This is a genomic window from Alteromonas sp. LOR, assembly GCF_000753865.1.
Lineage (GTDB): Bacteria > Pseudomonadota > Gammaproteobacteria > Enterobacterales > Alteromonadaceae > Alteromonas.
Window position 1 is genome coordinate 98,699 of record NZ_JQFW01000031.1, and the last position, 13,147, is coordinate 111,845.

The following is a 13,147-nucleotide window of genomic DNA, read 5'->3' on the forward strand; positions in this document are numbered from 1 at the left end:
TGCGGTATTGCTCACTATCAAAACTATACACTGCACGCAGAAAAAACGTCCTGGTTAATAACGCTAAACGTCGCGTTATGTTTTAACGGGTATAACGCATGGCCACATTGCAGCGCTCGTAGGCACTTCCGTACTTATCCATTGTTTCTTTGCAGTGCTCAAATCCATTTTTTAAATAAAGGTGAATGGCCGCCTCGCAGCGCTTATTGGTGAGTAAAAATAGGGTGTTGTGAGCGATAGAGGGCGCTAAGGTTAATACATATTGCAATAGCTGCTCGCCTACTTTAAGGCCTCGAACAGTAGAAACTACTCCCATTTTAGTGAGCTCAAAAACGCCTTCCGATTTTTTTGCTAATGCGCAGGCTCCCACCACACCTAGGGTTGGGTGTTTGGCAAACCAGATGTGGCCGCCTTTATTAATAATAAACTCTCTTGGGCGAGAAATAACATCTTCATCAACGGGTTCAAGAACAAACATAGACTCTATCCATTCTCTATTTATCGAATCAAAATAAGGCGATAACTCATCGCTAAAAGGTAAAAATTCCAGAGGTAAAGATTGTTCCATCGGTAAAAATTAACTTAATTATGAATAACGCTATGCTAGATAAAAAACGCCATAATGAATAGCATTGTTAGCATCTTTATCACTAGGGCAATTTTTCATTAGGTCATTTTATGATTAGAGCCTTGTCATCAGGAAACGGGGACCTTTACAGTGCCGTCAAAGAGATAGGGTTTGAAAAAATAAGACTTTTGGCTAAAAAACTGTTTTGTAATCATTTTTAAGTTGGCGTTTCATGCATAACTTACTATTTTTATATTAGATTTTACCTACGAGCAAAACACCTTGGACAATAGGCTCTCAACAACCATCGACGCATCGATGCTCAATAGCGAACTTCCGCTCGATTTAGACGATTTAATGACATTATTGGCAGAAGCTTACGATGTGCCCATTGCGTTAATTGGTATTGTTGGTAAGCAAGACGAAGTGATAAAAGCGAGCCATGGCACTGATATCGAGTATATTCCTCGTGAGAATGCGTTTTGTAGTTATGTTGTGGAGTCCGGCGAGCCCCTACTTATTCCCGATGCTACGAAAGATGAGCGCTTTCAACATTCACAAAATGTAATCGACGACAACCATGTCGTATTTTACGCCGGGACACCTATTCATATTGAAGGCGAATCTGTTGGCGCAGTATGCCTTATTGACTCACAGCCAAGGAATATTGGCGAAAAGCACCTCACATTATTAAAGCGAATAGGCTTACTGGTGAGTAAGCATATTGGTCTTTCACGAGAGCATGAAATGCTCAAACGAGAGCACGGCCTAATCGAGAAGTCGCCTATCGTACTTGCGACATGGAATTTCGATACCTCCCTTAAATTAGCGTACATCTCCAAAAACGCACACACAGTCATTGGTGCTGATGCGGCAGATTTATTAGATGGCAAAATTGAGTTCACCGATTTGATGTGCGATGAGTCAGACGCTGACTTTACCTTTGCCATGCAGGCACACATGGAAGGGGTCGAAATCCATGTTTGTAGGCTAAAAATGTCTGTGCCTACTCGCACTATTTGGGTGAGCATGATTTCTACTGCTAGTTTCAACGACAGTGGAAGCCTTTTTTCGGTGCAGGCGTTCTTATTTGATACCAGCGATCAAAAATATGTGGAGGACAAACTCAACGAAACCAATCAGCGAATGCGTCTGCTCTTAGAGGCTTCAGAGCTAGGAACATGGGATTGGAATTTAAAAGCCGATGTGAACCAGGTAAACAGGCGATGGTGTGAAATTGTAGGTATTGATTATGAGTACTACGATACAAGCTATCGATATTCCAGACAGCTTATTCATCCAGCTGACCTCGTGCAATTTGAACAACACCTCGATGAACATTTGCGAGGTGAAACAAGCGTATTTAACACTACGTTTAGAATGAAGCACGCTAATGGTAACTGGGTGTGGGTTGAGTCTTACGGTAAAATTGTTGAAAATGACGTCATGGGAAAACCGCTAAGAGTCGCCGGTATTCACCGTGATATTACGGGAAGAATGGAGAGCGAAATCCATGAAAAGAAAAAAACGCAGCTGCTGCAGTTTATCAATAAAACGCGGGCATCTTATCTAGAAAGCAATGATCTTACACTGGCCTGTCAAACCGTACTCCCCGAGTTAATTGAGCTATCAGACAGTCAGTTTGCTTTTATTGCACAAATGCAGGATAAAGACAGTGAGCCAAAACTCTTTATTCATGCCATTTCAGACATTGTGTGGGACAGTTCTAGCTTTACGCAATACGCAGAGTATAAAAAGCGAAACCTGTACTTCACAAGTTTTGATAACTTGTTTGGCAAAGTTATTACAACCGGTGATGTGATTATTAGCAACACCCCCAAAACTCATCCCGCCTCAAGAGGCACCCCTAAAGGCCACCCTCGTATTAACCGCTTCCTTGGGCTTCCTATTAAGATAAAAGATGAAGTTGTGGGTATGATTGGCTTAGCTAACAAGTTTGAATTTTACAAAGCGTCAGATGCAGCGTTTTTCCAGCCGTTTTTAGATGCATTAGCAGGTTTATTTTATGCAGTTGATTTGGAAACCGCACGGGCAGAAGCTGAAGAAAAACTGCGTATGCTTGCGATGACCGACCCCCTCACCGGCTTGTTAAATAGACGAGCTTTCTTAGACGAATGTAATCTCATCTCCCAAACTCACCAGCAAGTCGCCATAGCTATTATCGACATAGATTACTTTAAGAGTGTCAACGATACCTACGGGCACGATGCTGGCGACTATGCATTAAAGGAGGTTGCATCACTCACTCGCTCTTTTTGCAGCGAGCACGGTGTTGTGGCTAGGTTAGGCGGTGAAGAATTCGCCATTGTGTTAGTGAACAAATCCCCTAATGAAGTAAACAGCACCTTTGAGAGTCTTCGGGAGGCTATAAACGCTGCGCAACTTGCTTACAAAGACGATCGAATCAATATTACTATCAGCACGGGGGTTAGCTATACGTCAGACTGCTTCGATATCGATTTTAGTACCTACTTGTCGGTGGCCGATCAGGCTCTGTACGAGGCTAAGTCAAGTGGTAGAAACCGCACCTGCTGGCAGCCTGGTATACTTTAACTTCATATTTGATAGCGATAGTCGCTTTTTTTGTTTGTGACAGCGTGTCTGCGCTTGTCATTTATGTTTAGGTGTATATACTTACAGGAACTGTATAGACAGACAGGTCTTTTATGCGCCCACTCACAGCTCGACAAACTGAAGTTTTAGAACTTATAAAATCAAACATGCAAGAAACGGGAATGCCACCTACGCGTGCAGAAATAGCCCGTCACCTAGGTTTTAGGTCTGCTAATGCTGCTGAAGAACATCTTAAGGCACTTGCGCGTAAAGGCGTTATTGAAATTTTGCCAGGAACGTCTCGCGGTATCAAACTGACTGTTCCTATTGAAGAAGAAGTGGTTGAAGAGGAAGGATTACCGTTAATTGGTAGAGTCGCCGCTGGTGAACCTATTCTTGCTCAAGAACACGTAGAGTCGCACTATAAAGTGGATCCTGCCCTATTCCAGCCTCACGCAGACTTTTTGCTTCGCGTAAACGGTATGAGTATGAAAGACATTGGTATACTCGATGGCGACTTACTAGCAGTACATCGCACTACCGATGTACATAACGGCCAAGTTGTAGTAGCAAGAGTTGACGAAGACGTGACGGTGAAGCGCTTAGAAAGACGCGGCAGAGAAGTATTACTTCATGCTGAAAACGATGAGTTTTCGCCTATTAAAGTCGACTTGGCAAACGAGCCGTTTGCCATTGAGGGTATTGCCGTTGGCGTTATTCGAAACGCCGACTGGATGTAGCCTTTTATGACGTTATTATGAAAGCGGCTCAATAGCCGCTTTTTTTTGCACTTAAGTTTGTTGATATGCTTAATAAAACCACTATTAGCTAAGACTTTCAGTGCTTATAAATATCATTAATACATTTCTATATCTGATAAAAATCCACGCACGTTTTCTATCTAATGTTAGTAAGACATTACATACTATATTGCCTTGGGTTTGTGTGAAATTTGTTCAATTTTTCGCGGTTAACGATTGATTTATAGAAACTAAATGTTGTTTTCCGTTACAAGAGAATCGGTGTAGTTTTCACTGCAAATAACCTGACTATCCCCTGATTTACCTCGCTTTACACTGCATCATAAAACCCACTGCTCAAACAGCGTTAGATTAAATTTTAACCGTCTCATTAAATTTTTAACAGAAAAGACTAGACGGAACGCCATTATTGCGCAATTCTTATACAAGCTTTAACAAAATAATAACAATGACTTTGAATTCAATTTACAAATCGATGTATTGAGTTAATCGTTCACAAACCACTTGGTAGAGACTGCGCATAACAACATTTGGCGTTAATGGTTCTACCATTACGGAGGTGCTGAGTGAAATCACTAAAGACCGCGACTGCAAAATGGTGTGCAAGTGTACCATTTTTGTTTTTTTCTCAATTCCTTTTTGCGCAAGAGGCGGCTGAAGAATTGTCTTCGCTTAACCTTAGACGGGGCGCTACCGATATAAGTGGCCAGGTGTACGACCTGCACATGCTTATGTTCTTTATTTGTGTAGCCATCGCTGTAGTTGTGTTTGGCGTCATGTTTGCCTCCATGTACCTGCACAGAAAATCCCGTGGCGCAAAGCCTGCGAATTTCCACGAAAATGTGAAAGTGGAAATTGCATGGACAGTGGTTCCTTTCCTCATCCTAATCTTTATGGCCGTGCCTGCAGCTAATACGCTTATTGCCATGGAAGATACATCTGAAGCTGACATGACCGTGCTAGTCACAGGGTCGCAGTGGAAATGGCACTACAAGTATATGGACAGCGACGTTGAGTATTACTCCTTACTTGCTACTCAGCGCGAACAAATTCAAAACAAATTCACAAAAACCGACAATTATTTATTAGAAGTCGATCGTCCTCTGGTTATACCCACAGGGCAGAAGGTGCGGTTTTTGATCACGTCAGATGATGTTATTCACTCGTGGTGGGTACCTGATTTTGCCGTTAAAAAAGATGCTAACCCTGGCTTCATCAACGAAGCATGGGCAAAGGTGAATGAGCCTGGCGTATATCGAGGCCAGTGTGCAGAGCTGTGCGGTAAAGATCATGGGTATATGCCAATAGTGGTTATTGCAAAAGAGCCAGCGGAATTTGACGCATGGATGGGCGGGCAAGAAGAGCGCGTCCGCCAAGCAAAAGAAGAAGAACAACGTCTATTATCAATGAATATGTCGATGGATGAACTGATGACAGAGGGCGAGCGTGTATACAACGCAACATGCGCGGCGTGTCATATGCCAAATGGCGAAGGTTTACCGGGCGTTTTCCCTGCGCTTAAAGGCAGTAAGATGGCATTGGAAGATCAGCAAGGGCACATTGAAATAGTGCTTCATGGTAAGGCCGGAACGGCGATGCAGTCGTTCAGCAAAATGCTAAGCCTAAAAGAAATTGCAGCGGTTGTTACTTATGAGCGAAATGCATGGGGTAATAACACCGGCGACATGGTTCAGGCTAAAGATGTCAACGCCGCAGCATCAGGAAACTAGGAGCGAGTTATGAGTAAAGCAACTGAAGTAATTTCGCCAGATACCTCTGTGCATCACGATGAGCATGAGCACCACGACCATATACCTAAGGGCATTACGCGGTGGCTGTTTACAACGAATCACAAAGATATAGGTACATTGTACCTATGGTTTGCCTTCATCATGTTTTTGGTGGGCGGCGCCATGGCAATGGTTATCCGTGCGGAGCTTTTCCAACCCGGACTGCAAATTGTCGAACCAAACTTCTTTAACCAGATGACCACGGTTCACGGACTAATCATGGTATTTGGTGCCGTAATGCCGGCGTTCACAGGTTTGGCTAACTGGCTAATACCAATGATGATAGGCGCGCCAGACATGGCGCTCCCCAGAATGAACAACTGGAGTTTTTGGATCCTGCCTGGGGCGTTCTTAATTCTACTTAGCTCGTTATTCATGGAAGGTGGCGGTCCGGCATTTGGTTGGACTTTCTATGCTCCGCTATCAACAACGTACAGTGGTGATTCTACCGCGCTGTTTGTGTTCTCTGTTCATATCATGGGTATCTCTTCAATAATGGGAGCGATAAACGTTATCGTCACCATATTTAATATGCGTGCCCCAGGTATGACGTGGATGAAAATGCCTTTGTTCGTATGGACATGGTTGATTACTGCGTTCTTGCTTATCGCCGTTATGCCTGTACTAGCCGGTGCGGTGACAATGGTTCTGACGGACAAGTTTTTTGGTACGAGCTTCTTCGATGCCGCCGGTGGCGGAGACCCGGTCATGTTCCAGCATATTTTCTGGTTCTTCGGTCATCCGGAAGTGTACATAATGATATTGCCCGCATTTGGTATTATTTCTCAAATTGTGCCAACGTTTTCTCGAAAACCGCTGTTTGGTTACGCCTCTATGGTATACGCAACGGCTTCGATTGCGCTACTGTCTTTCGTAGTGTGGGCTCACCATATGTTTACTACGGGTATGCCGGTGTACATGGAAATGTTCTTTATGTTCGCCACCATGCTTATCTCTGTGCCGACGGGGGTGAAAGTATTCAACTGGGTAGCTACGATGTGGCGAGGCTCGCTGACATTTGAAATGCCAATGATGTTCGCCATAGCGTTTATTGTGCTATTCACTATTGGCGGCTTATCGGGACTCATGCTGGCGATAACACCTGTTGATTTCCAATACCATGACACTTACTTCGTGGTTGCGCATTTCCATTATGTCTTGGTTACTGGCGCGGTCTTTTCCATTATGGCGGCGGTGTACTACTGGCTGCCGAAGTGGACGGGCAAGATGTACAACACCACGTTGGCGAAATGGCATTTCTGGTGCTCGTTAGTATCGGTAAATGTGCTGTTTTTCCCCATGCATTTTGTTGGATTGGCAGGTATGCCACGCCGAATCCCAGACTATGCACTTCAGTTTGCAGACTTTAATAAGTGGATCAGTCTAGGCGGTTTTGCCTTCGGTTTATCACAACTTATTTTCTTAGCACTATTGATTAAAGCATGTAAGAAGCAAGGTGAACCAGTATCGGCCCAGGTGTGGGACGGTGCAGAAGGACTCGAGTGGGAAATACCTTCTCCAGCCCCTTACCACACATTTGAAACACCCCCACTAGTGAAGTAAGTGAGTATTGGGCTTAGTGGTGCAAGGGGCGACATGTTTTACTCCCCTTGCCCACCAAGTGATTCAGGTCTCAAACGGAGGCAAAGTGTATGACGCAGGCAAGTGCAAACAATAAAATGGTCGTGAAATTAATCGCCATTGTTATTGGTATGTTTGGATTCGGCTTTGCTCTAGTACCACTTTACGATGTGTTTTGTGATATTGCAGGCATCAACGGGAAAACAGAGGGAACCGCGGCGGTTTATCAATCGGTAGAGATTGATGAAAGCAGAGAAATTACCGTTGAGTTTATCACTCGCACGAACACCGGAATGCCGTGGGAGTTTCGAGCAGAAACTAAGCGAATCAAAGTACACCCAGGCGAATTGAACACAGTGTCTTTTTACGTTCGCAATCCAGCGTCAAGCAATATCATTGCTCAGGCAATACCGTCGGTATCGCCTGGCACTGCCGCTATTTATCTTAACAAAACAGAATGCTTTTGCTTTAACCAACAGCCTTTGCAGGCTGGAGCAGAAGCCTATATGCCTATGCAGTTTTACGTAGATCCACAGCTTCCAGAAGAAATAACGTTTTTTACATTGCAGTACACACTCTATGACGTCACCGCGAGAGCAAGTGACCTAACAACTAAACCGAATCCTTTTATGGAACCGTCCGCACAAAGCGGCGAATAGCCCGTTAAGGATAAGGAGATAATGATGCAGCAAGAATATCAAAAATATTATGTACCCGCGCAAAGTCCGTGGCCCATTGTAGGAGCGATTGCACTGTTTTTAATTGCAGTCGGGGCCGGTAACTTTGTGGTTGAAGCAACGAAGGGCGAAAGCGGTTACGGCAGCTATATACTGCTTGCCGGTATTGTCGTTTTACTTGTCATGCTGGTGGGATGGTTTAAGAACCAAATTGACGAATCGATGGCGGGCTTGTACAGCGACCAGTTAGGTCGTTCATATCGACAGGGAATGAGTTGGTTCATCTTCTCTGAAGTGATGTTTTTTGGCGCATTTTTTGGTGCGTTGTATTACGCCCGATTTATTGCAGTACCTTGGCTTGGCGGTGATTCTAACAACGCCATGACCAATGAAGTACTGTGGCCTGGGTTTGAAGCTATGTGGCCATTGGTAAGCACACCTGGCGGCATATCTACCCAAGAAATGAGCCCAGGTGGCCTGCCTACCATTAATACCATTATTCTGCTTATCTCATCGGTAACGCTGCACTTTGCACACGTGGGGCTAGAGCAGAACAAGCGCAAGCAACTTACCGTTATGCTGGGTATTACCATTTTGCTTGGCTGCGGGTTCTTGTTTCTACAGGTTGAAGAATATATCCATGCCTACCGCGACCTAGGGTTAACCCTGCAATCGGGCATTTACGGCAACACCTTCTTTATGCTCACCGGGTTTCACGGCATGCACGTTACCCTTGGCACCATTATTCTTATTGTGATGTTTTTTAGAGTATTGAAAGGTCATTTTACGCCTAAAGAGCACTTTGCCTTCCAAGCGGGAAGTTGGTATTGGCACTTCGTTGATGTGGTGTGGGTAATGTTGTTCATTTTCGTTTACGTGCTGTAGGAGGGATTGAGCGCTGCAGCGCCTTAACGTGTATGCCTATGGAAATGGCAACGATAATGAAAACGAAAGAAAGCGCCAAACCTCAGTAAGGCCGGGGGTTTGGCGAAATGACTCCGGTACTAATGGCAATTAGTATTAGCACAACAATGATGACAGAGGTGAAAACCCGTCGACCTATATATTTGCTCATTGGCCCGTCTTTCGGATCGTTTTTCATCATCACGCGCATGGCCATGAAAAGATTAACAATCATAAACAGTACCAGAGCGACAAGAATTATTTTTATTAACATAACCATCTCTTCTTTTATTATTTGTTTTGGTTGGAGCTGTTAAACATGTCACAACGTTCACAGTTTTTAATTCCCTGGTTACTCACCGCACTTAGTGTTGCGGCGATGTGCGGCCTTGGATTTTGGCAACTGGAACGCATGGTGGAAAAACAGCAACGTTTAGCTAGCATAGCGCAAAAGCAAAGCAATGAAAGCCTCTCGTTAATTGATGCCCTATCACAAGAAGACCCTAGAGATATCTCCATTAACTTTGTGGGAACGCCAGACAGTACGCGCCCCCTATTGCTTGATAATCAAATTCACGAACAGCAGGTTGGCTTCGATGTATTCGCCCCTGTGTCAACGAATGCGGGTTGGATTTTGGTGAATTATGGTTGGGTAGCAGCCCCTGACCTTCAGCGCACTATTCCTGAAGTAAACTTGCCTAACGGTAACAAGGAATTTGAGGGGGTCATCACCGTACCCGGCAGTAACCCCCTTATCACAGAAACGAATGTTAATTTTTCTCAGTTTCCCGCACTTATTCAACAGGTAGCATTTGCGTCGTTAAGTCAGAGTTTAAACATCAAACTTCTTCCTTACGTTGTAGAGCTTACTTCACAAGACTCGGCTTTTGTTCGCGATTATAAGCCGGTAGTTATGCCTCCAGAAAAACACTTAGGGTATGCGGTGCAATGGTTCGGTTTAGCCATTGCAGCAGCTGCAATAGGTGGGTTTGCAATCAGTAAAAAAGGACGTATTCATGAGTAATACTACATCCAAAAAAACACTAATAATTATGGTCGCTGTATTTGTGCTCCCCGTGGTGTTAGCAAAGCTCGCCCTAGAAAACGATTGGTTTAACAAAGCCTCAACGAATAAGGGCGCACTTCTTGAACCCACTATCAATTTAACGACCTTGCTAGAAGACAGTTCACCCACGTGGCGTCTTTTGTACGTCATGCCCGCGCAGTGCGATTCGCGCTGTGAAAATGCACTTTTCAGTATTAATCAAGTGTGGCTAGCGCTCGGCAAAGAGTCTGACCGCGCCCAAGCATTAGTGTTGGCTACACCAACGAGTGACGCTAACGCACTGGCTTCTCTTGTGGATTATCCCAACGTTGCCACACTGTCGGTAGATGATACCGCGCAACTCGCGTCTCAAAGTGTGTACGTGGTAGATACGCTTAATAACGCCATGCTTTTTTATCAAATTAGCGACGACAAAGAAGAAGCGGTGATGGAAAGTCGCAATATGTTAGCCGATATCAAAAAACTGCTTAAATTGTCTCGCATAGGGTGATAGTTATGAAAAAGCTCACGTTATTCAGTCTCTTTTTAGCCGCAGTCGTCATTATTCTTGGGGCATACACTCGCCTTACCGACGCTGGTTTGGGCTGTCCAGATTGGCCCGGCTGTTACGGCAACCTAACGGTGCCCCTGAGTGATGATAAAGTGAATGCGGCGAATGCCGCTTACCCAGAAAGGCCGGTAGAAGCCTTCAAGGCATGGAACGAAATGATACACCGTTATTTTGCCGGCACCTTAGGTTTGTGCATTGCCGCCATTGCGTTTATCGCTTTTAGGCAGCGCAAGCAAGGCACCCCTTTTAAACTGCCTTTACTGCTGTTGGGGCTTGTTACCTTTCAAGCTGCACTCGGTATGTGGACAGTCACTCTTAATTTGTTGCCAGTGGTTGTTATGGGCCACTTATTAGGCGGTTTCAGCGTTCTTTCCTGTTTGTTTCTTTTGTATTTACGACTGCGAGAAGCCGACACTAGCACCAACTCAGTTTCACAAAACTCAGTTTCACAAAACTCAGTTTCACAAGAGCCAGTTTCTAAGGACTCAGCTGGGCCGGTCGCATCGCCTTCAGTGGCCGGTCTTTCACGGATGAAAACTTTCGCATTGTTTGGTGTGGGTGTGCTTGTGATTCAAATTGCACTTGGAGGTTGGACATCAGCGAACTACGCCGCGTTGGCGTGCACTGATATGCCTATTTGTGAAGAAGGCTGGCAAAGTCGACTTGATTTTGCAGGCGCATTTAGTGTTCCAGAAGCAGAGAACTATGAGTTTGGCGCACATGATTACGGTGAGCGAGCGACGATGCATATAGTGCATCGGGCCGGAGCACTGATTACCTTTTCATATCTACTGGCCTTAGGGCTCACACTCTTTTTCAAACAGGGTGCTTCTCTGCAGCTAAAGCGCGTTAGCGCGATAATGATTGGCTGCCTGTTTGCGCAAGTTGCTTTAGGGGTTAGCAATGTGGTGTTCGCTTTGCCATTAGCCGTGGCGGTATTACACAACGCGTTTGCCGCTATATTGCTTTTGTCCCTACTGTGGATAGTTTTTTCACTGATTAAACACACGTCAACTGCACCTACTTATGATTCGTCAGTGAATGCAGCTCGTCATACAACGTTATCGTCTCACGCTTTACCACAAGCCCTATCTAAGGCCACAGGAGGTCTTCATGGCTAAATCAGCCTCTCTTCAATCTCGAGTCACCCGCCCACACAATGCTGTATCGTGGAAAGATTATTATGAAATGACAAAACCGAATGTGGTGATGTTACTGCTACTTACTGCGCTAGTGGGAATGTGCTTAGCAACGCCTACGTGGGTAGATGCGCTTACCCTAGTCAGTGGTTTAGCCGGCATTGGAATGCTGTCTGCTTCGGCAGCGGTAATTAACCATGTCGTCGACCATAAAATAGATAGCGTAATGGCGCGCACCTTTAATCGGCCGGTGGCAAAAGGAAAGGTAAGTATCAACAATGCCCTGTGGTTTGCCGGTACGTTAGGGGCGGTAGGCTTTGTGGTATTGGCGGTTTTTGTCAACATGTTGACGGCGTGGCTAACCCTCGCCAGTTTAGTGGGTTATGCCTTCGTGTATACCATGTACTTAAAGCGGGCAACGCCGCAAAATATTGTTATTGGTGGGCTGGCTGGAGCTGCACCACCACTTCTTGGCTGGACCGCAGTAACGGGTGAAATTCATGCACACGCACTGCTCTTAGTGCTTATTATCTTCACATGGACACCGCCGCACTTTTGGGCGCTAGCTATTCATCGAGAAAAGGACTATGCCAAAGCAAAAGTGCCTATGCTACCCGTAACCCACGGTGTAGATTTCACTAAAACGTCAGTGTTGCTGTATACCGTTTTACTGGGATTGGTGTGCCTACTGCCCTACTTAACTGGCATGAGCGATATGATTTATCTTGTTGGTTCTAGTGCATTAAATCTAGGCTTTTTGCTTTACGCGATTAAGTTAAAGTTTGCCGCTGATGATCAAACGGCGATGAAAACTTTTAGGTTCTCAATCATTCATCTCATGGTATTGTTTGTGGTATTGCTACTTGACCATTACATACCAGTGAGTTTATGAATCAAAAGTTTATTGTTGGTGTTGTTGCATTTGTTGCTCTTATAGGTGGTGTTATTGGTGCGCTTTATATAGCACCGCCTAGTACTGACAATGGTGAAACACCGTCTTATTTCCAGGCATATCCGCAACCACGAGCGGTTGCACCCTTTACGCTTTTACATCACACCGGCGAGGCGTTCACTGAGCAATCATTAAAAGAGCAGTGGAGCTTAGTTTTTGTGGGCTATACCTTTTGCCCCGATATTTGCCCTACGACCATGGCTGAGCTAAACGGAATTTACTCGCAGCTGCAGCAGATAGAAAGCACCTATCCTGTGCGTGTGGTGTTTGTCTCAATTGACCCTAAAAGAGACTCTTTAGATAGACTTTCTGAGTATGTAGGCTATTTTAATAAAGAGTTCATTGCGGTTACAGGTGAGCATAAGTCGTTATTTCCGTTAGTCAGAAACCTTGGCATGATGTACGCCATTTCTGAAAGTACAGATAACCCCAATTACCTCGTAGACCACAGCGCTTCAATTGTACTTATCGATCCTAAAGGGCGTGCTGTAGGACGGTTTAAACCCACAAGAGAGCCGGGCAAACTATCGATAAGCGATCCTCAGCAAATTCTGGCTGATATGCCAATTATTATTGCGAAGTAGTC

13 protein-coding genes are annotated in these 13,147 nt (G+C 44.9%); 11 read left to right on the forward strand and 2 right to left on the reverse strand.

What is annotated here, in order from left to right:
- Nucleotides 1-82: 82 nt before the first annotated feature.
- Nucleotides 83-568, reverse strand: a complete 486-nt coding sequence (locus tag JV36_RS0111870; RefSeq protein WP_032095286.1) for a GNAT family N-acetyltransferase — start codon at nt 566-568, stop codon at nt 83-85.
- 282 nt (nt 569-850) lie between these two features.
- On the opposite strand from JV36_RS0111870, the gene JV36_RS0111875 reads away from it, so the two are divergent.
- From JV36_RS0111875 to JV36_RS0111900, 6 genes are all read left to right on the forward strand, one after another.
- Nucleotides 851-3,142 (forward strand): sensor domain-containing diguanylate cyclase, encoded by a 2,292-nt coding sequence (locus JV36_RS0111875; RefSeq protein ID WP_235207830.1) that lies wholly within the window; start codon nt 851-853, stop codon nt 3,140-3,142.
- 113 nt (nt 3,143-3,255) lie between these two features.
- Entirely contained in the window at nt 3,256-3,882 is a 627-nt protein-coding gene (gene lexA, locus JV36_RS0111880) for a transcriptional repressor LexA (protein ID WP_032095287.1), read from the forward strand.
- A gap of 587 nt (nt 3,883-4,469) precedes the next feature.
- Nucleotides 4,470-5,633, forward strand: a complete 1,164-nt coding sequence (gene coxB / locus JV36_RS0111885; protein ID WP_032095288.1) for a cytochrome c oxidase subunit II — start codon at nt 4,470-4,472, stop codon at nt 5,631-5,633.
- Between the two features lie 9 nt (nt 5,634-5,642).
- A complete protein-coding gene (gene ctaD / locus JV36_RS0111890; protein ID WP_032095289.1) occupies nt 5,643-7,256 on the forward strand; it encodes a cytochrome c oxidase subunit I in 1,614 nt (537 codons plus the stop codon).
- An 89-nt stretch (nt 7,257-7,345) separates the two neighbouring features.
- Nucleotides 7,346-7,933, forward strand: coding sequence for a cytochrome c oxidase assembly protein (locus tag JV36_RS0111895; RefSeq protein WP_032095290.1), 588 nt, complete (start codon nt 7,346-7,348; stop codon nt 7,931-7,933).
- A gap of 21 nt (nt 7,934-7,954) precedes the next feature.
- Nucleotides 7,955-8,836: a cytochrome c oxidase subunit 3 gene (locus tag JV36_RS0111900; RefSeq protein WP_032095291.1), complete on the forward strand. Its 882-nt coding sequence runs from the start codon at nt 7,955-7,957 to the stop codon at nt 8,834-8,836.
- Between the two features lie 82 nt (nt 8,837-8,918).
- Here the strand turns inward: JV36_RS0111900 and JV36_RS0111905 are convergent, their stop codons facing one another.
- Nucleotides 8,919-9,128, reverse strand: a complete 210-nt coding sequence (locus tag JV36_RS0111905) for a DUF2909 domain-containing protein (protein ID WP_032095373.1) — start codon at nt 9,126-9,128, stop codon at nt 8,919-8,921.
- Nucleotides 9,129-9,173: 45 nt separating this feature from the next.
- Between JV36_RS0111905 and JV36_RS0111910 the strand changes: the two genes are divergently transcribed.
- The 5 genes from JV36_RS0111910 to JV36_RS0111930 are packed head-to-tail and all read left to right on the forward strand — an operon-like array spanning nt 9,174 to nt 13,145.
- On the forward strand, nt 9,174-9,878 hold the full coding sequence (locus tag JV36_RS0111910; RefSeq protein WP_081926611.1) for an SURF1 family protein: 705 nt from the start codon (nt 9,174-9,176) through the stop codon (nt 9,876-9,878).
- Nucleotides 9,871-10,410 carry a hypothetical protein gene (locus JV36_RS0111915; RefSeq protein ID WP_032095292.1) on the forward strand — a complete coding sequence of 180 codons (540 nt, stop codon included), beginning with the start codon at nt 9,871-9,873 and terminating at the stop codon, nt 10,408-10,410. Before JV36_RS0111910 ends, JV36_RS0111915 begins: the two co-directional genes overlap by 8 nt.
- A 5-nt stretch (nt 10,411-10,415) precedes the next feature.
- Nucleotides 10,416-11,591 carry a COX15/CtaA family protein gene (locus JV36_RS0111920; protein ID WP_032095293.1) on the forward strand — a complete coding sequence of 392 codons (1,176 nt, stop codon included), beginning with the start codon at nt 10,416-10,418 and terminating at the stop codon, nt 11,589-11,591.
- Complete coding sequence (gene cyoE, locus JV36_RS0111925; RefSeq protein WP_032095294.1) at nt 11,584-12,501, forward strand: heme o synthase; 918 nt, start codon at nt 11,584-11,586, stop codon at nt 12,499-12,501. The genes JV36_RS0111920 and cyoE overlap by 8 nt, the downstream gene beginning before the upstream one ends.
- A complete protein-coding gene (locus JV36_RS0111930; protein ID WP_032095295.1) occupies nt 12,498-13,145 on the forward strand; it encodes an SCO family protein in 648 nt (215 codons plus the stop codon). Before cyoE ends, JV36_RS0111930 begins: the two co-directional genes overlap by 4 nt.
- The last annotated feature ends 2 nt before the right edge of the window (nt 13,146-13,147 follow it).